The organism is Polyangium fumosum (assembly GCF_005144585.1).
In the GTDB taxonomy this organism is placed as follows: Bacteria; Myxococcota_A; Polyangia; order Polyangiales; family Polyangiaceae; genus Polyangium; species Polyangium fumosum.
Window position 1 is genome coordinate 122,207 of sequence record NZ_SSMQ01000023.1, and the last position, 20,646, is coordinate 142,852.

Annotated in this window: 20 protein-coding genes and 1 pseudogene; 12 read left to right on the plus strand and 9 right to left on the minus strand. The window is 68.4% G+C overall.

Annotated elements, in window-relative coordinates:
- The first annotated feature begins 77 nt into the window (after nucleotides 1–77).
- Entirely contained in the window at nucleotides 78–1,973 is a 1,896-nt protein-coding gene (locus tag E8A74_RS22570; RefSeq protein ID WP_136931117.1) for a S8/S53 family peptidase, read from the plus strand.
- A 154-nt stretch (nucleotides 1,974–2,127) separates the two neighbouring features.
- Here E8A74_RS22570 and E8A74_RS22575 read toward each other — a convergent pair whose 3' ends face one another.
- The 3 genes from E8A74_RS22575 to E8A74_RS22585 all read right to left on the minus strand — a co-directional run bounded on the left by E8A74_RS22575 (nucleotide 2,128) and on the right by E8A74_RS22585 (nucleotide 4,339).
- Nucleotides 2,128–3,243, minus strand: a complete 1,116-nt coding sequence (locus tag E8A74_RS22575; RefSeq protein ID WP_170229295.1) for a hypothetical protein — start codon at nucleotides 3,241–3,243, stop codon at nucleotides 2,128–2,130.
- Between the two features lie 114 nt (nucleotides 3,244–3,357).
- Nucleotides 3,358–3,624, minus strand: a complete 267-nt coding sequence (locus tag E8A74_RS22580) for a hypothetical protein (protein ID WP_136931119.1) — start codon at nucleotides 3,622–3,624, stop codon at nucleotides 3,358–3,360.
- Between the two features lie 16 nt (nucleotides 3,625–3,640).
- The gene (locus E8A74_RS22585) at nucleotides 3,641–4,339 is read right to left on the minus strand and encodes a DUF1775 domain-containing protein (RefSeq protein WP_170229296.1); all 699 of its coding nucleotides are present in this window, start codon (nucleotides 4,337–4,339) and stop codon (nucleotides 3,641–3,643) included.
- A 113-nt stretch (nucleotides 4,340–4,452) separates the two neighbouring features.
- Here E8A74_RS22585 and E8A74_RS22590 point away from each other — a divergent pair, with 113 nt between their 5' ends.
- The 5 genes from E8A74_RS22590 to E8A74_RS22610 all read left to right on the plus strand — a co-directional run bounded on the left by E8A74_RS22590 (nucleotide 4,453) and on the right by E8A74_RS22610 (nucleotide 9,048).
- On the plus strand, nucleotides 4,453–4,992 hold the full coding sequence (locus E8A74_RS22590) for a hypothetical protein (protein ID WP_136931121.1): 540 nt from the start codon (nucleotides 4,453–4,455) through the stop codon (nucleotides 4,990–4,992).
- A gap of 392 nt (nucleotides 4,993–5,384) precedes the next feature.
- Entirely contained in the window at nucleotides 5,385–6,728 is a 1,344-nt protein-coding gene (locus E8A74_RS22595) for a hypothetical protein (protein WP_136931122.1), read from the plus strand.
- Between the two features lie 729 nt (nucleotides 6,729–7,457).
- A complete protein-coding gene (locus tag E8A74_RS22600) occupies nucleotides 7,458–8,015 on the plus strand; it encodes a hypothetical protein (protein ID WP_136931123.1) in 558 nt (185 codons plus the stop codon).
- A gap of 155 nt (nucleotides 8,016–8,170) precedes the next feature.
- On the plus strand, nucleotides 8,171–8,386 hold the full coding sequence (locus tag E8A74_RS22605; protein ID WP_136931124.1) for a hypothetical protein: 216 nt from the start codon (nucleotides 8,171–8,173) through the stop codon (nucleotides 8,384–8,386).
- Between the two features lie 17 nt (nucleotides 8,387–8,403).
- Entirely contained in the window at nucleotides 8,404–9,048 is a 645-nt protein-coding gene (locus tag E8A74_RS22610) for a hypothetical protein (RefSeq protein ID WP_136931125.1), read from the plus strand.
- Here the strand turns inward: E8A74_RS22610 and E8A74_RS22615 are convergent.
- Nucleotides 8,975–9,475 carry a hypothetical protein gene (locus tag E8A74_RS22615; RefSeq protein ID WP_136931126.1) on the minus strand — a complete coding sequence of 167 codons (501 nt, stop codon included), beginning with the start codon at nucleotides 9,473–9,475 and terminating at the stop codon, nucleotides 8,975–8,977. The two genes, E8A74_RS22610 and E8A74_RS22615, sit on opposite strands and share 74 nt — an antisense overlap.
- A gap of 104 nt (nucleotides 9,476–9,579) precedes the next feature.
- On the opposite strand from E8A74_RS22615, the gene E8A74_RS22620 reads away from it, so the two are divergent.
- The 6 genes and pseudogenes from E8A74_RS22620 to E8A74_RS56045 all read left to right on the plus strand — a co-directional run.
- Nucleotides 9,580–11,241: a hypothetical protein gene (locus E8A74_RS22620; RefSeq protein ID WP_232379698.1), complete on the plus strand. Its 1,662-nt coding sequence runs from the start codon at nucleotides 9,580–9,582 to the stop codon at nucleotides 11,239–11,241.
- Between the two features lie 57 nt (nucleotides 11,242–11,298).
- Nucleotides 11,299–12,540, plus strand: coding sequence for a hypothetical protein (locus tag E8A74_RS22625; protein ID WP_136931127.1), 1,242 nt, complete (start codon nucleotides 11,299–11,301; stop codon nucleotides 12,538–12,540).
- A gap of 267 nt (nucleotides 12,541–12,807) precedes the next feature.
- On the plus strand, nucleotides 12,808–13,128 hold the full coding sequence (locus E8A74_RS54045; protein WP_211365426.1) for a hypothetical protein: 321 nt from the start codon (nucleotides 12,808–12,810) through the stop codon (nucleotides 13,126–13,128).
- A 15-nt stretch (nucleotides 13,129–13,143) separates the two neighbouring features.
- Complete coding sequence (locus E8A74_RS22635; RefSeq protein ID WP_136931128.1) at nucleotides 13,144–14,586, plus strand: TolC family protein; 1,443 nt, start codon at nucleotides 13,144–13,146, stop codon at nucleotides 14,584–14,586.
- 18 nt (nucleotides 14,587–14,604) lie between these two features.
- Nucleotides 14,605–15,915: a multicopper oxidase family protein gene (locus E8A74_RS22640; protein WP_136931129.1), complete on the plus strand. Its 1,311-nt coding sequence runs from the start codon at nucleotides 14,605–14,607 to the stop codon at nucleotides 15,913–15,915.
- A 6-nt stretch (nucleotides 15,916–15,921) separates the two neighbouring features.
- Nucleotides 15,922–16,122 (plus strand): annotated as a pseudogene (locus E8A74_RS56045) (twin-arginine translocation signal domain-containing protein); the annotation flags it as partial.
- Nucleotides 16,123–16,127: 5 nt separating this feature from the next.
- On the opposite strand, the gene E8A74_RS22650 reads toward E8A74_RS56045, so the two are convergent.
- From E8A74_RS22650 to E8A74_RS22670, 5 genes are all read right to left on the minus strand, one after another.
- On the minus strand, nucleotides 16,128–17,111 hold the full coding sequence (locus tag E8A74_RS22650) for an adenylate/guanylate cyclase domain-containing protein (protein ID WP_136931131.1): 984 nt from the start codon (nucleotides 17,109–17,111) through the stop codon (nucleotides 16,128–16,130).
- A 47-nt stretch (nucleotides 17,112–17,158) separates the two neighbouring features.
- A complete protein-coding gene (locus tag E8A74_RS22655) occupies nucleotides 17,159–17,692 on the minus strand; it encodes a response regulator (RefSeq protein WP_136931132.1) in 534 nt (177 codons plus the stop codon).
- Between the two features lie 5 nt (nucleotides 17,693–17,697).
- Entirely contained in the window at nucleotides 17,698–18,999 is a 1,302-nt protein-coding gene (locus E8A74_RS22660) for a PAS domain-containing protein (RefSeq protein WP_136931133.1), read from the minus strand.
- Nucleotides 19,000–19,140: 141 nt separating this feature from the next.
- Nucleotides 19,141–19,581, minus strand: coding sequence for a hypothetical protein (locus tag E8A74_RS22665; RefSeq protein WP_136931134.1), 441 nt, complete (start codon nucleotides 19,579–19,581; stop codon nucleotides 19,141–19,143).
- Between the two features lie 31 nt (nucleotides 19,582–19,612).
- Nucleotides 19,613–20,386 (minus strand): YoaK family protein, encoded by a 774-nt coding sequence (locus E8A74_RS22670; protein WP_170229297.1) that lies wholly within the window; start codon nucleotides 20,384–20,386, stop codon nucleotides 19,613–19,615.
- Nucleotides 20,387–20,646: the final 260 nt, after the last annotated feature.

Genomic DNA, 20,646 nt, shown 5'->3' on the forward strand with positions numbered 1-20,646 from the left:
CGACCGCTCTCGTTCTTTCGACGAGCTGCTCTCCGGAGCCCCCACCGCTGCACGACGTGTCCCCAGGGCTCTCGCCCATGGCGGGCGGGACGTCGACGCCCACGGCGGGATGCGCGGGCCTGCGCTGGGTGGGCCTGTCCACGACCGGCGCGTGCCCAATGCCACCCCCGGGCTGGGTCGGCGGGCCGGCCTTTGGCGTCCCCGCGGGCAGCCCGCCCTTGCCGCCGTACCTCGCGGATTATTGCCTCTATTCATGGACCGCGCCCGGGCTGCCTGCGGCGGCGGACGTGAACAACCTCGGCGTCCAGCTCGCGGGCGCGGGTGTCCTCGGCCTGGCGGAGGATTGTGTCGTGGTCGGGCCGCTCGCGGACGGTTTCTCCGACGCGTCACGCGAATGGCTGCACGCCGAATACATGTCGCGGATGGGCAGCTTCGGTCCGCTCACGTTCGGGAGCAAGCGGCCGGCCGAAGTGCGCATCGCGCTGGCCGACTCCTCGCCCGACGACACGGCGGGGACCCTCCCGCTCGGCACGCTCGACCATGGTTATCTGCTCGGCTGGCTCGCGAAAGACCTCGCCTGCCCCGCGGGCGGCCCTTGCGCGGCGCGCGTCACGACCGAGCTCGCCCTCCCGCGGATCGACGCCGAGAAGGCGGACTTCACGAAGGGGGGCCTGGTCGGCACCCGGCTCGACCTGGCCCGCGCGATCGTCATGGCCGTCGAGCGGTGGAAAAAAGACCGCGCCGATCACCTCCTCCTCGGCGCCGGCGTCGATCATCCGCGCCTCGTCGTCAACCTCAGCGTCGGCTGGGAGCCCGCGCTCGGCTGCGACAGCAATCCCGCGTCGAATGCGGTCTCGGCGTCGGTCTACGATGCCCTGGTCCACGCCCATTGCCATGGCGCGGCCGTCATCGCCGCCGCGGGCAACGACAGGGGCGGCCCGAGCCCTCCCCACGGATTGGTCTGTCCAGCCGCCTGGACGGTCGATGCCGGGCCGACCTCCGGGACCTGCACGTCCCTCGAAGGAACGGGGTACACGAATGCCTTCGCCGGTGGCCTGCCCCTGTTTCCGCCGGGCCGCGAGCCTCCGCTGGTGCATGCCGTCGGCGGGCTGGAGTATGCGGATCGACCCATTGCACGGACGAGGCCGGAGGGCATGCCGCCCCTCGCCGCGCTCGCGCTCCAGGGCGTCGCCGCGGGGCCGTCGCGGCCCTTCCCCGCGCCGCGCACGGGCACTTCGCTCGGCGCGGCGGCGGTGTCGGCGATTGCCGCGGCGGCGTGGGCCTACCGGCCGAGCCTCTCCGCGGGGGAGCTCCTGGAGCTCGTATACGCATCGGGCGAACGAACCAACCTCGTCGCGGACGTGCCCTCGCCGGCGGAGGTGAAACGCCCCTCGCTCTGCGCCGCGATCGCGGCAGTCTGCTCGCTCGGGAACAACGCCGCGTGTCCGCCCGGCCTCGCCTGCGCGCCCATCCCGCCGCGATTCGACCAGAACCCGCCTTTGTTCCCGGGTGGGCTCGCGCTCCTCGACGCGGCGTTCGAGGACGCGCCCGCGTTCGTGGCGCCTCCGCCGAGCGACGACCCGGCGCCGAGCGAGCAGGTTCCGAGCCTCGCCATCCCTCCGTGGGTGCGTCCGCAACCCGACAGCCCGCCTTGCGGCTCGTGTGTGATTCACTTTGGCTCTGTCCACGACCCGGCCTGGCTCGTGGTGGAGCTTGATTCTCGTTATGGCCGGGAGCTCACGGACATGAGCTTGATCCTCTCCGGCGTGACCCCTGCGGGGACGCTCGCGCGGGTGACGGTGGGCCCGCTCGGGCCGGCGCAGATGAACGGCCTGACCGGGCCGTTCCGCGTGACGGGGATCCAGCGCTCCTCGCTCGCGCGCGTGAGCTCGGCGGTGCTCTCGTGGCAGTCCACGGACCCGGTGACGGGCGAGGTGGGCTCCGTGAGCGAGCAGATTTTGATTTCCGATTGAACGACCCCCTGGTCTTGCCACCGGCCCGTTGGAAGAACTGCGCATCGCGCAGTTCTTCCACCTTCGGTCCAGGCCGCGCCTGGTTCGGGTCGAGGGGCGAACAGCCCCCGCGGGGTCCGGGGCGGCGCCCCGGCGCGGCGGCCTGCGCGAAGGCTCAGGGACTCCCGCAGACCTCGTTCGAGTCCACGCTGTCCACCCCGCCTGCCTTGCATTGCGCGCGATAGCAGTAGACCGTCACCGACGAATAAGCGCCGTCGTCGTGTTGCTCGATCGTGCTGCCTCCGAGCGTGTAAACGAGCGAGAAGGCCCCGCCGTTCTCGTTGCGGTAAAGGAGGATCTTGTCGCATCCCGCCGCGGTCCACGTGACGTGGAGCGCGTCTCCCATCGGGATGACCTGATCGAGCACGGGAGGCTGCGGCATCGGGGGCGCGTCGTACACGCGGGGCCACACCAATCGACCCGGAGCCCCCTCGGTGCCCTGCTCGGTATGGCACTTGTTGCAATCGCCGTCGGTCTGCGGCCCGGTCATGGAGCGCGTGACTCCATTCGCGACGAGCCGCGCCGAATACGGGACCGGCACGCCTGCCACGACCGCGCTCGACATGAAGTTGCCGGCGGCGTTCGGCAGGAGCGTCATCGTCACCTTGCCCGTCGTGTCGAGGATCTCCACCTTCGCGCCGGGCGGCGGCGGGCTCAGGCAAAGATCCTTCTCGTGGAACGCGGGAAAGACCGTGCCCATGAAGAAATAATTGAAATCCGAGGCCTGGGTCTTGTGACATGCGCGGCACGCGAGGCCCGGGTTCATCTGGGCCGTCGACGTTGCGGCCGGATCCCAGGTCTTGCCGCTCGCGCACGTGGTCTCCGCCGGCTTGTCGGGAATGGCCCCGCACGACCCCGCCGGCATGCCCGCGGCCACCCATTGCTCGAAGACTTCCACCTGCTTCGTCGACGCGGGGGGTTCCGACAAGGGCGGCATCGGCGCTGCTGGCAAATGCATTCGTTCAAGGCTCCGTTCCCCGACGGTCTTGCCAGTGTCGCCCGCGAGCGCGAGGAAATCGTGCCGCGTGACGAGGGGCATGGGCGCCCCGGCCGCGACAGGGGACGCGTGGCAGCTCACGCAGATTTCTTCGAGGACCTCACGCACGTCGCAGGGAAGCTCGTTGGGTCCCAGGTCGACGCCGGCGTCCGGCGCTTGCCCCGTCGAGGACGCGCCCTGGGGGTCCTCACCCGAAGGAGGGCCGCCCGACGAGCAACCGAGGGCGGACACCATGAGGAGAGAAAAAAAGGAGAAAGCCGTTTCTCGGGCGCGCATGCGCGGGAGTATCACCGACGGCGCGCCGCTCGGCCATGCGGCGGATTGTCGCATGGCGCGCGGCAGACCCTGTCATTGAGGAAGCGCGAGACCCGGCGGAATGTACTCGCAGGGAAGCTTCCCGCTCGGCGGCCTCGGCAATGCATCCACCTCGTCGAGACACGAGACGAGCGCGGTGGGCTCGCCGCCGCCCGCGCCTCCGCTCCCGCTGGAGGAGCCGGAGGAGGACGAGCTGCCGCCGGTGCCACTCGAAGAGGAGGTGCTCGTATTCTGCGCGGGCTCGTCGGAGCAGCCCCACAGACAGGCCACCGCGGTGGCCAGAAAGAGCCAATGTTTCATCACGGCCCCCTTCCGGCTAGTAACGAACCCAGATTTCGTCATTCGCCTTCACGCCGTCCGCGGACAGCAGGTTGACGCCTTGCGTGCCCTTGATGAGCTCGACGGTGGCGTCATTGAAGCTGTAGGCATCGGAGCCACGCCAGACGATGAGCGCATCCTTGAAATAGATGCTCAAGTCGGGGATGTCGGCGGGCACGGTGAACTTGTTCCAGCCCGGGAGGTGATCCGGGACGAGGGCTTGCGCGGCGGCGGGCTCGCCCATCTCGCCGGGCAGGGCGACCCATTCGGCGTACGAGAGGGTCGCGTCGGCGGCGCGGCAGACCTGATGAATCTTGTAATAGATCGAGGTGAACGGCGCGGCGGGCAGCTTCGCGCGGAAGGCGATCTTGTAATAGTTCGTGTCCTTGGGGAGGGCGTCCGCTTCGTCCTTCTGCCACGTCACGCTCGTCACGAGCGCGGTGTCGACGGCGTCATAGGTGAGCGAGGTCTTGCCGAAATCACTCTCCATGGGGCGCACGGAGGTCATACCTTTGGGGATGTCGACGGTGATCGCATAGGTGTCCGCCCCCTCGCAGCCGTGGCCGACGCCGAGCTCGACGAGGAGGGTCTTTCCGGCGATGGCCGTCGGGGCCACCGCGGCGATATGGGCCTGCGCCGAGGCGCTCGCGGCGAGCACGCCCGCCATGGCCAGCGAGCCGAGAACCTTGTTCTTCATTTTCATGGTCTCCTTCGATAACGGAGGCCGAGGACTAGCATGACGGGCGTAGGGCGATGGTGCGTCACGATGTCGCATGGACGCCTCCCGCCTCTTGTTCTACGAGGGGCGCCGTGCTTGATCGATCTCGGACTTTCAAGGTGGATCGTTATGCGTTCGCCGCGCTCGTGCTCGTGCTTGGGATCACGGGCTGTTCACGTCGCGACGAGGGGGCCCCGGAGCCGGGGCCAAAGCCGGTCGCCTCGGCGGCGCCGCAGGGGACGTCGGCGCCGGGGAACCACGAAAAGGCCCCGGCGGCGAACGACGCGGAGCCGCAGCCCGATTTCATCAAGCATCCGCCGGTTCACCTGAAGCCACCGTGTGCGAGCACGAGCGCGGCGGCGGCCAAGGACGGCGGCAACCGTTGCGTGACGCTGACCCTGCGTTGCGCCGAGCTCGACCGGGGCGAGCCCGTGTGGCTTTTGACGAGCCCGGCCCTCACGAAGGTTCGGTTGCCCGAAGGCGCAAAGGGGCTCCGGGTCAGCGCCGAGGACGAGGTCTCGGCGACGGTCTGCTGCAAGGCGCCGGCCGCGGAGAAAGGGCCCGTTCAGGCGCAGATACGGCTCTTCACGGACGACGTGGCCGGCGCGACGCACGCGTTCGAATGCCCTTGAGGGCCGCGGTGGCAGCGCGCGGATGCCGCCGGCCTTGTCTTCGCGTCTCCAAACGTCCTAGGCCCCTCGCGTCACCGTCGCGCGCGGGTCTCCAAAACGTTCGAACACCCTCGCGTCACGCTTGCGCGTGCCGGTTCGAACGTTCGGACTCCCTCGCGTCACCGTCGCGCGCGGGTCTCCAAACGTTCGAAACACCCACGCGTCACGCTCGCTTCTGCCTCGCCAAGCGTTTGATCCCCCTCGCGTCACCGTCGCGCGCGGGTCTCCGAACGTTTGGAGACCCGCGCGTCACGTTCTCCCGCCCCCCTTGGAACGTTCGAACACCCTCGCGCGCCAAAAACCTGCGCACGAGAACACAGGCATGCGTAGAGGGACATGGTAGGCTCCGCGCCGTGAGCCCTCCGGAGCCTTCGCGCAGCCTCGCCGTCTCGTCGCGCGCCTTCGAGCACCCGGCCAAGACGCTCGACGATGCCGTGCGGCTCTGCGACCCGTTCACGCCGCTGCATCCGAAGGAGGACGAGGATCTTCGCCAGGACCTCCAGAACGTCCGCGGCGGCGACCGCCTGGCGCTCGTCGCGCGGAGCATCCGGCGGGCGGGCGGCATCCCCACGTTGCACCTCCTGAGCGGCCATCTCGGCAGCGGCAAGACGACCGAGCTGCTCCGCATGCAGCGGCGCCTCGCGTCTGCGGAGGGCGGCGGCTCGCCCGTCGCGACCCTCTTCCTCGACGCCGACCACATGCTCGACCGCACGAGCGTCGACCTCGAAGACATCCTGCTCGCGTTATGGGGCCTCGTGTACAACGAGCACCCCGCGGCGGCCGCGAAGGTGCTCGTGCCGCTCTGGAAGAAGCAGATCGGCGATAGCCTCGGGACGGTCGTCAAGAACCTGCCGAGCGGCATTCCCCAGGCGATCCAGAAGGTGCTCGATTACATCCGCGTCCAGGGCATCGAGCAAAAGCAGGTGGTGCGCGCGTCCCTCGCGTCCGTCGTCCCCGCGCTCATCGAGGGCTTGAACCAGGCGTTCCAGACCATCCGCGAGACGCCGCCGTTCGACACGTCGGAGCCGCTCGTGGTCCTCATCGACAACCTCGAAAAGCTCTCCGAGGGCCAGCGCGCGGGCGTGGAGCGGCTTTCCCTCGACCGCCTCGTCGCGCTGAAGGGGCTCGACGCGCACCTCGTGCTGACGGTGCCGCTTTATCTCTGTTATGCGGCGGCCGGGGCGGGCCTCATCGGGCTGTACGGGGGCAAGGTCGTCGTGCTGCCGATGATCGAGGTCGGCAAGCGGGTGGCCCTGGGGGGAGGTGACAACCCCCTCGGCCTGCGGGCGATGGTGGAGCTCTTGCAACGCCGGGTGCGATTCGATCTCCTGTTCGAGGAAGGCGACCAGGCGGCGCTGCGGATCGCGCGGGCCTCGGGCGGATGCATCCGGCACGCGCTTCGCATCGTGCTCGACGCGGTGAACGAGCACGACGATCCCCCGGTGACGGCGGCCTCGGTGAACCGCTCGATGGCGGGCGTGCAGGCCGATTTCGAGCGCGCGTTGCCCGAGCCCTACGTGCCCGTCCTGAAGCACGTGGCGCGGACGAATCGATTCCCGGACGATTGCAAGGAAGACGTGAAGCGCGACCTCTTGCGGCACCTCTTCGTGCTGGAATACCAAAACGGGGATCCGGAGCCCTGGTGGGGCGTGCATCCGCTGGTCGAGACATGCCGGAAGTTCCGCGAGCACCCCTGACCCGCCCAGGGCCGCTCGCGTGGCTCACGGAGGAATCGGAGCACGGCCTCGGCGTGCTCCGCCGGGGGCTGCGGCGGGCGAGCTCGTTTGGGTTGTTCGTGGTGCTGGCGTCGGATGCGGCGCGGGCGGAGGTGTTGTGGCGGCTCCTGGAATGGAGTGGCCAGGAGGGGCTCCCGCCCTTGACGTTTTTTCCGTGGGGCGCGGAGGCCGCGGAGGCCGTGGACGCGTTTCTCCTGGCGTCGGACCGGACGAAGCCGCTGGCGGGGGCGGTGGTGCCTTATGCCGAGGTCTTGCTCGACGAGAAAGGCGGAGAGGCGCTGCGATCGCTCAACATGGCGCGCGACGTGCTCGGGCGGCTGATTGCGGGGCCGCTCGTGCTCGTGTTGCCGGAGGCGAGGGCGGGCGACTTCGCGCGCGGGGCGGATGATTTGTGGGATGTCCGGGCGGGGACGACGGTCGTGGAGGCGGAGGCGGGCACGGAAGCGGAAGCGGAAGCGGCGGCGGAAGCGGAAGCGGCGGCGGAAGCGGAAGCGGCGGCGGAAGCGGAAGCGGCGGCGGAAGCGCTGCGTCTACGAGAGATCGAGGCATCGGGGGAGGTGGCGCCGGGGGCGCTGGCGGATGCGTGGCTGAACGTTGCAACGGCGTTCCTTCGAGCGCATGCATTCGAAGAGGCGATGAGCGCTGCGGAGGCAGCGGAACGGCGCGCGAGGCGTCGGATACACGACTGGGGTGATCAAGGCGTTGCAGATCCGGGCGCACGTGCTCCAGTTGATCGGCCTGCAGGAGGAAAGCGTACGTGTGTCGAGGGAAGCTCTCGCGCTGTCCACGTCCGCGGGCCATCGGTTGAGCATGGCAGTAAGCCGTTTGAGGCTGGGAAAAGCACTCCATGCCATGGGCGCCCTGGAAGAGGCGCTTGTGCACCTGCAAGGAGCCCTCGAGGACTTCGAGGCGCTCGACATACCGCAAGGGCGGGCAGTCGCTCTTGATGAAATCGCCGACATTCATCTTGCTCGCGGTCAGCTCGACGAAGCCCTGCGCATCCGACGAGACGAAGAACTCCCTCTCTACGCGCGCATCGGCGAGGTGCAAGGTCTCGTTATCAGCCGCACCAAGGTTGCAATGACCCTCCTCGCCCGCAACGCCCCCGGAGACCGCGAGGAAGCCGCCCGGCTCCTCCGCCTCTCATACGCGGACGCCGAGCGCCTTCAACTGCCCCAAGCAGAGCAGATCCGCAAAGTCCAGCAGGAGCACGGTCTTCCTCCAGAGGACCCCCCTCCCCGCCCGTAGCCCGCTCCTCCCCCTCCCGCCGAGCCCGGCGCTCCGCTGCACGACCGCGGTCTCGATCCCGGACAGACAACGTCCGCACCACTGTCTTTTGTCTTGCCCGACCCGTTCGTCCTCCTGAATCATTGAACTCACCTCATCGCAGGAGGGGTTTTCCAATGAGACGAGGGGATCTTCTCGTCGCGGCGCTCGTCGTCGCGGCGCCGGGCGTCGTGTTGCCTGGGTGTTTGTGGTCGTTCGGGGAGGATGAAGCGCAGGGCCGCATTTGTGCGGCGCCTGTGGAAGGCAGTGAGTTTTGCGTCTCGTCAGGCGAGGGGCCCGCGAGCGCGTGGAACCAAGCGGCGGCGCACGGATCGCTCCCCATGCAAATGTAGGCCGAGCGGCCGGAGGGATGACGCTCGACGCGCTCGTGACGAGCCCGGGCGACATGGAGCGGTGGCTCGTGGATATGGAGCGAGCCCTCGGGTATGTACGCGACGAGCAGCGGAGCGCGGAGCCCTACAAGGCGAGCATGGCGGGCCGGCTCCGGCACCTGCTCGGGTCGGCTCGTATCCAGCAAAAGGAACTGCTGGAACAAGAGCCGATCGACGCCGTGGGAGGCTTCGAGGCGGCGCTCGCGGAGAAGGCGATGAGCGATAAGGATCCGCTCGTCGCGGAGATCGCCGTGGAGACGATTTCCATGGGCGCCGTGCAGGGCATCCTCGATCGAGTGACGCAGGATGTCGGGCCGCTCTCGGCTGCTTATGCGGACCTCGCGGCGGATTTCGTGGCGTATCGGGAGACGGAGTCCGCGGAGCTGGATACGTATATCAAGCTCGTGGCGAAGGCGTCGATGGCCACGGTCCTCGAGCTCGACGGGATCGAGACGGTGATCCTCGAAGCTGCGCATGACGCGAGCGCAGGGCCGCAGGAGATGGTGCTGCGCGCGATGAAGCTCTCTGCGGAGACGGTCCAATTCGAGGTCACATCGCAGGAGACGCTCTCGCGCCGCACGCTGATTTCATGGTCACGCACGGCGCGGCGAATCCGGACATGACCGCGAGCGCGCAGCGCTCGATCCACGCGATGCTCGGGTACGTCGAGCGGCGCGTGCGCCGAAGTGATCGGGCGGCGCTTTCGCTCCTTTTCGGGATCACGATGCGCAGGCAGGCGCTCGTGTTGCTCGACGAGAGCCAAGCCGTGCGGGACACGGTCGCGGAGGCGAAGATTGCGAAGGCGGAGGCGACCTTCCAGGAGAGCGCAGAGGCGCAGGTGCTCGCATTTGAGAAGGCGCCGCCGCTCGGGCTGAAGCTGTCGATCCCGTACCTCGCGAAGCGATATGGCGAAGTGACGGCCTTCTTGCAGATGCGCCCGCTCTGCGAGTTGCCCTCGTCGTCGTGGCGCGAGGCCGGCTGCGCGGCGATGCGCCCGCATTTCAAGGCGGCGATGACATACCGCGCGACCACGTTGCCGGGGCTCGTCAAGACAGGGATCGCGACGATGAACGCGCAAGGCGTGGGCGGCGCGCTGCTCGACGCTGCGGCGGCGAAGCTCGCGGCGGGTGATGTGAAAGGGGCTGCCGTTTTGCATGATGCCGCGTTGCGCGGCGCGGAGGGAGAACGCGTCGAAGGCCGCGAACCTCGCGGAGAGGCTCGATCTGCTCCAGCAGCTCGACACGGAGCTGCACGACCTCGTGTCGCGACCGCTCGACGAGATCAGCGAGGTGGACCTCGATGCGATTCTGGAGCGGTATGGAGACGTGGTCGACGAGGCCACGCGGGCCGCGCTTTCGCAGCTCCTCGCGGATCTGAAGAAGAGCGTTCAGGATTTGAAGGACGAGCTCGCGAACTTGCTCGATCATTTCGGCGCGCAGGCGGACGCGGTGGCGGATCTCGTGACGGGGGAGGCGCGGGCGGCCGGGTTTTCGCCGGACGATCCGTGGGAGTATTCGCTGACGTCGTCGGAGGTGCCGTGGGTGGAGGTGCCCGATGTCTCGGGCGCGGCGGGGGCGTTCGAGCCGGGGAAGGATCCTTATGCGGCGTATGCGGACGCCGTGATCGAAGCGCTGTCGCAGGATGTACAGGGCGGCAAGGTGGTCCTGCGCGGGGACTTCGTGACGAACGTGCGGGCGTGGCGGTCGAACACGGCGGCGATCGAGAAGGCGCTGGCCGCGCGGGTGAGTGTTTCGCAGGCGGAGACGAGCGCATTCTTGCAGGCCCAGATCCGCGTCACGGATTTCGTGCGGCAGTACATGGATGCGTCGGATTGGTTTCTGGATTCGCCGATCCCGCCGGATGTCCGGGCGCAGGTGGATGGGGTCCTGAAGAATGCTTTCGCCGATCTCGCGGAGCAAATGAAGGAGAGCCTCAACGTGTGGGAGGCGATCGCGCTCGGGCCGGAGAAGGGCTCCTTCATGGAGATGGTGCGGGCCTTCGCGGGGGCGATGTCGACGGTCGGGGATGGGGCGGCTGCGTATGCGGAGGTCATGCAGACGCTGGTGCATGCGTCATCGCGGATTGCGATCGGATTCGTGCCGTATGCGGGGCCGGCGCTCGATCTCTGCGAGGCGGTGACGGGGAAGCTCTTGTGTTTGCCCGGGGGGAAGGACCTCACGACGGGAGAGCGCGTCTTCTCGGCGATCGGGTTCGGGATCGGCAGCGTCATCGTGCCCATGAAGGGCGTGAAAAACGCGGGGGTGAACCCGGGGGCCAAGGAGGTCGCGCAGCAGGTCGTGAACCTGGGGGACGACCTCGGCTTGGCGCTCCAAAACCGCTTTATCACGAAATGGAAGGGGCTCGGGGTACAACACGGGAGCGTCGAGCTCATCACGGACTTCGCGAACGAATTCGAGCGGAAGGCGATCCTCCACTTGATGAAGGACAAGGGGCACAAGGTGCTCGGCGTGGGGGGCAGCGTGCGGGACGCGCTCGGGATCGCGAAAACCTCGCCGGTACCGGACTTCGCCACGATCTCGAAAACCGACGGGCTCGTCCTCAGCGAGGTCAAGGCCGTCACCTCGGGCAGCGTCGATGTGACGAAGGTGCTCAAGCAGCTCAACAGCGCCGTGACGACGCTCAAGGGTAAAAACCTCGACGGTCTCGTGGAGAGGGTGCAGATCATCGCACCCAAGGGCGCGAGGTACAAGAACGACTACATCCCGAAGGACGGGAAGCTGTTCAACTTCAAAACCCAAAAGTTCGTGGCAATGTCCGCGAGGCCCGACCTCGTCGTTCACGTGTTGGAGCTGTGACCGAGCCGAGGGGCGCCCGGTTTCAGAAAGACGTTTGCCCACGACGTCGAGCGTGGTATGGGCGGCCTGCCTCCACGCAAGGAGCCTCGAACCATGAGCGTAGTTTCCGAACCCGATGTCTATGCCTATGCCGACGAGGCAAACAAAATCGATGCCTATGTAGCTGCGCTGTCCGCCCTGCACACGCGGCCACCGAGCTACGTACACACGTGGCAAACACAAAACATCCACATATCGACGCTAGGGGTGGAGGAGGAGATCTACCGCGACCCCATTTCGCTAGAAGAGATGATCAAACTGATCCGTGCGCATCTCACGCCGACATCGGAGGCGACGGCGCACGTGACCGTCCACATGCCCGGCCAGGATTGGTTCGCCAATCTGTCGGTTCTTTGCCAGGCGGCAAGGTATGGCAGCGAGGAGTTCGCCGTCCAGCCGCTCACGGTCAACTACGGTCGCACTTACATGTTTCTGACCGAAGTGGAGGTCGCCGCGTCGCACGAGGCGTTGTCGGTCCCCGTCGGGGCGGCGATGCTCGCGCGGTTCGCTCAGCAGGACATCGAGAACATCCTCCGCCGGTTTTGCGCGCCCGACGCGAGCGGGCGCGTCAAGGCCGGCGGCGTCACCGTGCGGGACAAGGACCGCAGGATGGAGGGTTTCTGGTGGAACGCGCCGCTCGAGCTGTCGGCGACGTACAACGTCGACCTCCACGTGGCGCGGGACGTGGCGCTCTCTTGGCTTTACCTCCACGAGGGCGATCGGGTCGAATACATTGCGGGCCTCTCCCTCGACGCGCTCGCGGCGCGGGTGGAGGCCGCGCCAAAGCGGACCACGATCGGCCTGGCACCGACGACGAAACTCCTCATCGACCACCTGGGGGAGGACTCCGATGCCTCCGATCACGAAGAAACCCGCGGCCTGCACGCCGGAGCCATCCGCCGCGTCCCCCGCGCACGATTGCCGGAAGACGAGGAACTCTCCCGCGAGCAAGTCCTCGCCATCCTCCAGACCCCGCCGGAGGTATTGTTACAGGCGCTCGAAGCCGCCGCCGCCGTACCGGATGAACCATGGGTGGAGGCGGAGCGCCGCGCCCTGGAGGCCCTGGAAGCGACGAAAAAGACCGAGCAGAAGGTCGTCGTCAACGTCGATACCTACGCGCATCGGTGCTTCATGGAGCGACACGCCCCTTATCATGTCCGCCGCCTGGAGACGGGCGGGGTCATGATCGCGACCCACTGCTACCGCCACCTCTGGCCCCTCTGGTCGGAGGCGCTCGCGCTCCTCGGGATTCGGCCGTAAAAAGCTCCGCTCTACGCGCGCATCGGCGACGTGCCAGAGAGCCGGACTGTTCTAGCTTTCGTCGTCGGCCGCACCGAGGTCGCGATGACCCTCCTCGTGCGCAGCGCCCTCCGCCGAGCCCGGCGCTCCCCTGCCATGACCCCCGTGTAATCCTCGGGCCCGGTCTGCGTCAGCAGGGGCGAGGGTTGCGACCCTGCGGCGGCCGCGTGATGGATCGGGGCCCCGCACCCCTGCGAGATCGCACGGAAAGGAGCTCGGAGTCACCGCATGAAGACCACGCTGGGCCTGCTCGTCCTGCTCTTCGCGTCCGCTTGCAGCGGGCCGGAGGTCCCTTCGGCCTACCAGCCCACTTCTCCCGCATCTCCCGCGGCGCCCCCGGCGCCCCGTCCCCCCGTCGCGGCCGTCCTCGTGGCCTCGGATCCGCTGGAGGCCGGCGTCTGCGTGCCCGGAAAACCCTGCGTCCTTCCCGACGCCCAGGGCGCCGCGGAGGACAAGGGCGGCCACGACCACGGAAACCACGGCGGCCACGACCACGGGCATCACGGCGGCCACGGGGACCACGGCGGCCACAACGGCCACAACCATTGACCGGGTGAACCTGCCATGACGACGAGGCCTTTCTTTTCGTTCTCCGCGCTGGCGCTCGCCCTGGGCCTGTCCGCCGGCTGCGCGAGCGCGTCGCTCCCCCAGCACGTGGGCGAGGTGAACGACCTTTTCGCGGCTCGAAACCGGCGGGATCTCGCCGTCTCCGTGCCCGGCGAGGACGAAGACTGGGAGAAAACCGCCGCCGAGGTGCCGAAGCTCCTCGGAAAACCGCTCGACGCCGACGGGGCCGTGCGGATCGCGCTCGCGCAGAACCGCGAGCTGCGCGCGGCGTTTTACGAGATCGGCATCGCCCGCGGCCGCTTCGTGCAGGCCGGCCTGCCGCCGAACCCCGAAATCGATCTCAGCGTCCGGCGCCCGGACGATCCCACGCAGCCGCTCCAGCTCGACATCGGCATCGAATACAACCTCAGCGGGCTCTTGATCCTCCCGCTCCGCAAGGGCGTCGCCGAAGCCGAGCTCGCCGCCGAGCGGCTCCGCGTCGCAGGGCAGGTCCTCGAGATGTCGTACGCGGCCCGGACCGCGTTTTACGCCGTGCAGGCGCGCCAGCAGGAGCTTGATCTCCGCGTCCGCGCGCTCAAGGCGTTTCAGGCAGGGTTTGCCGCCGCCGAGGAGCTGCATCACGTCGGCAATCTCCCCGAGGTGGATCTCGCCAATCAGCGGGCCGCGGTGGAGGCGGCGCGCGTCGACGTCGCGGAGGCGGAGAACCGGCTGCTCGATGCGCGGGAAACCCTGCATGTGGCGCTGGGGCTCTCCGGCGAGCAGACCCAGTGGAGCATCGAAGCGAGGCTCCCGGATCCGCCGGCCGAGGCGCTCGTGTTCGAGCGGGTCGAGGAGCGCGCCGTCGCGTCGAGCTTCGAGTTACAAGAGCTCGACGCGCGCATGCGCGCCGCCTCGAAGCGCGCCGGGCTCGCGCGGACCGAGGGCAACCTCCCGCATATCTCGGGCGGCTTCCACGGCGAGCGGGATGCTTCCGTGTGGGAGATCGGCGGCCACGTCACCGTGGGGTTACCGATTTTCGATCGCAACCAGGGCACGGTCCTCAGCGCGCGCTCGGAGTTCGGCGCGCAGCGCGAGCGATACCTGGCGACCGCCACGGCGCTCCGCGCGACCGTGCGGACCGCCCTGAACCGCGTCGAGTCCACGGGGCGGCGCGCACGCCATTACCGCGAGGTCGTCCTGCCCGCGCGGGAAAAAGCCCTCGCGGAGACGGTGCTCCAGTACAACGCGATGCAGGTCAGCGTCTTTCAGGTCCTCGACAGCCAGCGGCAGGTCACGCAAACCGGCCTCACCTACGTCGAGACGCTCCTCGATTATTGGAATGCGCGCGCCGCGCTCGATCAGATCCTCGCCGGCCGCCACCGCGGCCTCGCGCTCGGCCCCGCCGGCGCGGCGCGAAACAACCTCCCCACGGGCGGCGACAGCGCCGCGGCCGGGCACTGACGGCAAGGAAGAGACACCATGGATCGCCGCAAATTCGTTCAATTCGGGGTCGCCGCCGGGGGCGCCTTGCTCGCCTCGCAAGCGTTCGGCCAAAACGCAAAGCCCGGCGCCGCGCCTGCGCGCCCCGCGCCGAAGCGCGCCGTGTTCCCGGGCGGACAGGTCGCCGTCACCACGCCGAACGGCGTGACGCTCCCGCTCAAAGAAAAGGACGGCTTGAAGATCGGTCACCTCGTCGCGATGCCCGTGAAGCACACGTTCGCGCCGGGACTGGAGGGCGATTGCTGGGGCTACAATGGCCGGACGCCGGGGCCCACGATCGAGGTCGTCGAGGGCGATCGCGTGCGGATCTACGTGACGAACAAGCTCCCCGAGCCGACCACGGTGCACTGGCACGGCGTGATTCTGCCGAACGGGATGGACGGCGTGTCCGGCCTCAACCAGCGCCCCATCAAGCCCGGCGAGACGTTCGTCTACGAGTTCACGTTCCGGCACGCGGGGACGTACATGTATCACCCCCATTTCGACGAGATGACGCAGATGGCGCTCGGGATGATGGGGATGATCGTGGTGCACCCGAAGCGGCCGAAGGGACCGGCGGTCGATCGGGATTTTGTGCTCATGACACACGAATGGAAGATCACGCCGGGCTCACGCCGGCCCGATCCGAACGAGATGACCGATTTCAACGTGCTGACCTTCAACTCGAAGGCGTTCCCCGGGACGGAGCCGCTCGTCGTGGGCCGCGGCGAGCGCGTGCGCATCCGCTTCGGCAATCTCTCGGCGATGGATCACCACCCGATCCATTTCCACGGCCTGACCTTCGAGACCACGTGGACCGACGGCGGCGAGATCCCGGCGGCCGCGCGGCACCCCGAGACCACGGTCCTCGTGCCCGTCGGCAGCACGCGCGTCATCGAGTTCGTCCCCGACGAGCTCGGCGACTGGGCGTTTCATTGCCACATGACCCACCACGTGATGAACCAGATGGGCCACGGGATGCCCGTCATGGTCGGCGCGAATGCGCGGAAGATCGACCCGCGGGTGCAGAGCCTCGTGCCGAGGTACATGACGATGGGACAAAGCGGCATGGGCGACATGGCCGAGATGGGCATGCCGGTGCCGAAGAACTCGATCCCCATGGGCGGCGGGCCCGGGCCCTTCGGGTCGATCGACATGGGCGGGATGTTCACGATCCTGAAGGTCCGCGACAATCCCGAGACGGCGGATCCCAAGGGCTGGTATACGCATCCGAAAGGGACCCAGGCGGAGCGCGCGGAGGAGGCGCTCCTGAAAGCGGATGGAATCGATCCGGAGGCGACGTTTGGCTGAGCGCGCGTGCGGATCGAGGGGCATGGCCTCGTCCGCCGCCGCCTGCGCGCGCCTTCAGCCCCGCAACACCACGCAGCACGAGGTAGCCGTCGCGGTGATACGAGTCGACGAGGTGCCCGATGTCCATGCCCTCACCCCAGCGCAGGGCCGAGGTCGCGTCGGGGTTTCCTCAAGTTGTCGGCTGCGACGAACGCCACGGCGGGCCCTCCCCTTCAGCTCGACTTCGGCTCGATCGTCGGGGAGGCGTTCCCCAGGCTCGCCTCCGGGCGGGCTTTGAATTCGAGGGTCACGGCCTTCGAGAGCCGCACGACGGAGCCGGGCCGGATCGGCGCTTCTTGGTCCGGCGCGACCATCCGCCCGTCCACCTCCGTCGGCTGGCGCGAGACAGGGCGCAGCACATACCCCTCGGGTTTGCGCCGGAGCTCGAAATGAAAACGGCTCACGAGCTGTTCGAGCTGCTTGTCTTGCAGCGCGAGGACCACGTCATTCGCCCGCGTCCCCTCCTCCCCGCGGAGCCGGCCGAAGCTGATGATGTCCTGCCGCGGCAAAACGAAGGTGTCGCCGGTTTCGCGGAGGACGACGCTGCCGGGCAAGCGGTGTTCGTCGCGCCAATCGAAGCGAAAGAGCACGAGCGCCTCGGCGTGCCCCCGGACGACCACGGGGGGAACGGGCCAGGCGCGCACGCGCATGCCGGGCGGCGACTCGCGCAGGGCCGCCGCCGAGAGGCGCAGCTCGCCGGGCTCCGCCGTCGAGGCGATACGCGCGCACAGGTTCACGGAGTCGCCCGATACGATGACGCCGTCGGTCAGCACAGGCCCGGCGTGCACGCCGAGCCGCACCACGAGCTGATGATCCCGCGACCGGGTCCCGTTTTCCTGCGAGGCGCGCTCGAGGAACGTGACGAGCCCGGAGACGGCCTTTTCGACGTCGGGAAAACAGGTGAACGCGCCGTCGCCCGCGACGTCGACGATACGCCCGCCGAACCCGTGGATCGACTCGCCCAGGAGATCGTGATGGAGCTGCTGCAGCGCCCGGCCTGCCTTGTCCCCGAAACGCGCGAAATAGGCCGTCGAGCCGACGATGTCGGTGAAGCCGAGGGCGAGCGGCTTCTCGAAGCGCCGCGTGAGGACCTGCGAGAGCTGGGTCTGGAGCCGGATGATTTCCGTCAGGCTCATCGCATCGAAGTCGAGCTTCATCGTGGGCCGAACCAAGGTAGCTCGAAAGATACGTCCCGCCTAGCCTTTTAGGAGGCACGCGCGGGGGATGTGTCGATCGACCCGAGGACCCGCTCCAGCGTGGCGAGGTCGACGGGCTTCACCAGGTGCGCGGTAAAACCAGCCTCCCTCGCGCGCCTGCGATCCTCCTCGTGGCCGTAGCCAGTCAGCGCGATGAGAATGGTCTCGGCCTGCGCGGGGTCACGCCGGAGCGCGGAGGCGACCTCGTATCCGTTCATCCCGGGCAAACCAATGTCGAGCAAGACGACCTCGGGCCGGAAGGTGCGCGCGGCTTCCAGCGCGGCGCAGCCATCGAGGGCCGTGTGGACCTCGTGCCCCGCGATTCGCAGGAGCATCGAGAGGCTCTCCGCGACGTCGGTATGGTCGTCCACGACCAAAATGCGGCGCGGCCCCGCGGGGCAGCCCCCCGCCGGAGGCCTCGGGCCCGACGGCAGGTCCGTCACCGGCAAGGCCGGCAGGCGGACGATGAATTCGCTCCCCTTCCCTCGCCCCTCGCTGCGGGCCTCGACCGTGCCGCCGTGCATTCCGGCGATGTTTTTCACGAGCGTCAGGCCTGGCGCTCGATCATCGCCGTGGAGCGCTCGACCCGCGGATCGGCCATCCCGACGATCCGCAGGATCTGCGCGGCGCTGCGGATCGGCGCCAGGGGATTGCGCAGCTCGTGGGCGAGCATGGCCAAAAACTCGTCTTTGTGGCGGTCGGCCTCGCGGAGCGCCTGTTCGGCCTCCTTGCGGGCCGTCACGTCCATGAAAATGCCCTCCCACATGGTCTGGCCCGAAGACAGGCGGCGGAGGCCCGAGCGGCAATGAATCCACACGAGGCTGCCCCAGCGCGTCCACAATCGATATTCACAATCGAACGGGGCGAGGCCACGGACGGCGGCGATCTCCTGCGCGGCCACGCGAGCGCGGTCGTCCACGTGCACGAGGCCATAAAGGACGGAGGCGTTCGCGAGAATCTCGGCAGGCGTGAAGCCGAGGAGCGGCTCGACGCCGGCGCTGACATAAAGAAATCGCCGGTGCCCCTGGGCGTCGGCGAGGAGCTGGTAGATCGCGCCCCGCGGCAGGTTGTCGCTGAGGGTCCGGAGCCGCTCCTCGGTCTCGCGCAGCGCCTTCGTGGCCTGTCTGGACTCGGTCACGTTGACGATGGTCGCCACGAAGCCCGTGATCCGGCCCTCATCGTCGAGCTCGGGATCGTACGCGCACCGCATGACCTGCGGGCCCAGGTCCTCATAAGGGATTTCGATCTCGAACTCGACACGCTCGCCGCGAATGGCAGCAGAAACGTGCGGCTCGATGGCCGCATACGCGAGCTCGCCGAGCATGTCGCGGATCTGTCGGCCGACGAATTCGCTCTGCCGGCGGCCGAAGCGGGCGGCGTAGGGCTTGTTGACGTACTTGTAACGGCGGTCGGCGTCGCAATGGGCGATCAGGACGGGGATGCGGTCCGTGAGGAGGTGGAGCTGCCGCTCGCGGTCGTGCTCCGCCTCCTCGACCTGCTTGATGTCGGAGCGGTCCCGCATGATCTGGGCGAAGCCGCGGAGGAGCCCAGCCTCGTCCCGGAGGGGCGTGGCGACGCCGGCCGACCAGAAGCGCGTGCCGTCCTTGCGGACGTGCCAGCGATCGTCGTCCCCGCGCCCGCTCGCCAGGGCCTCGTCGCGCTCGTGCTGCGGTTTGCCGCTCCGCACGTCCTCCGGCGTGAAGAAGAGGTCGGAGGACTGGCCGAGGACCTCGTCCTCGCGATACCCGAGGAGCCGCTCCGCGCCCTTGCTCCAGCTCAGGACGACGCCGTCCGGGTCGGTGATGAAAAGGGCGTAATCGAGGACGTTCTCGGCGAAGAGCCGGAACATCTCGCCTTCCCACGCCCTCCTCTCCGCTCGCTCGTGTTTGGTCACGAAGCCCCGCCCTGCATGTAGGGCGAAACCCGCGGGAACGGTCAGGACCGCGCGGCGCGAAAGGAGCGCGCAGGCGGGCGGGGCGCTCCGAGCGGATCAGACGTCGAACGCGTCCGCGTCGCCACGCGCGGCGCGCGCGCGGAACGCCGCGGTCTTCGCAGCCGCCACGCTTTGCGCGGCATCCTCCGCCAAACCCTGCGCGCGCCCCGTGCGTTCGATCTCCTGGCGGAACGCGCGCAGCGCGAGGATCCGGCTCGTGACGGACACGAGCACGGCGAGCGCGAGGAAGACGATCATGAAGGTCGTCGAGATGTTCCACACGGCAAGCCCCGTCGCGGCGAAGAAGCACACGGCCGAGAGGAGGCGCGATTGCTGGATGGTCTGGGAGTAAACGCCCTGGGCGCGCGCCACCACGAGCTCGGCATTCGCGAGCGTGGCCGCCTTCTCGCTCTTCACCGCTCGCTCCGGACGCGCAAGCGTCAAATCGCCCCGCGTCTGGACATTCGGCAACGTCGTCATGGCATCCTCGTTCGTCATGTCGTGGGCCGTCATCAATCGATGGTCGTTTCTAAGCGATGCGGTGGCCTCGGCTGAGCGTCGGCTGCCGCGTGGAGGGAGGCTCGACGCTGAGGCCGGGAATGAAGCTCAGCACGGTCGCCGTGAGGATGAACGCGCCTGGCGCCAGGAACGCGAGATACCCGCCGACACGCACGGCCGGCACCATCAAGGCCGCGCCCGACGCGAAGGCGATGATCTTTCCGCCGCGCAACATCGCGCCCTGCAGCGCCATGCGACGGGCCTCGCCGCGCGAGAAGAACGAGCTCGCGAGCTGGACGCCGAGCTCGGTCGCCGGCCCCGTCATGTGGGTCGTGCGGACGGCGAGCCCCGTGGCTGTGGAGACGGTCGCGTTCTGCAGCCCCATGGCGAAGCTCAGGAGCGACAGAAGCACGAAGTCCTTCGGCTGCTCGACGGAGGCGCCGAAAGGCCCGAAAAGCCCCACATGGCCCGCGATCGCGACGCCCCCGAGCATCAACGACACGAAGATCAGCGGCGCGGCATGGAGCGGCTGCTTGCCACGCTGGTGGCGCCTCTGGAGCACGATCACCGACGACATGGCGCCCACGATGAAGCAGAGCACCACGAGGCCATATTCGGCCATGAGCCCCCACAACCCGGCGTCGATGCCGAGCTGGGTGGTCAGCCCCGTGATATGCGTGACGAACCGCTGGCAGGCCAGAAACGCGCCCGCATTGACGCTCCCCGCGGCGAGCGCGAGCAGAAGCCAGCTCGGCGCGTGGCGCATCGAGAAAATCGTGGGAGGCGTATGAAGCGCGACGGACATCAACATCCCTTCGTGTGGTGTTCGATGGATAATCCACTCCGCGGAGCCACCAGCGCTTTTTCACGGAACGTGCCAGCGACGGATCCCGCACGAACAAGGGGGGCGCCGCGCGGGATCCGGGTCCTTCGTCGGGCCCCACCGACGCCGGATCGACGGCCCTCACCGACAGTGTCGGGGATCAGCGACAATGGCGCCGGGCCGAGCTCCGTGTCAGCTCATGTCCGGCACGATCCACGATCCACGTATTCCCGGCTTTCGTC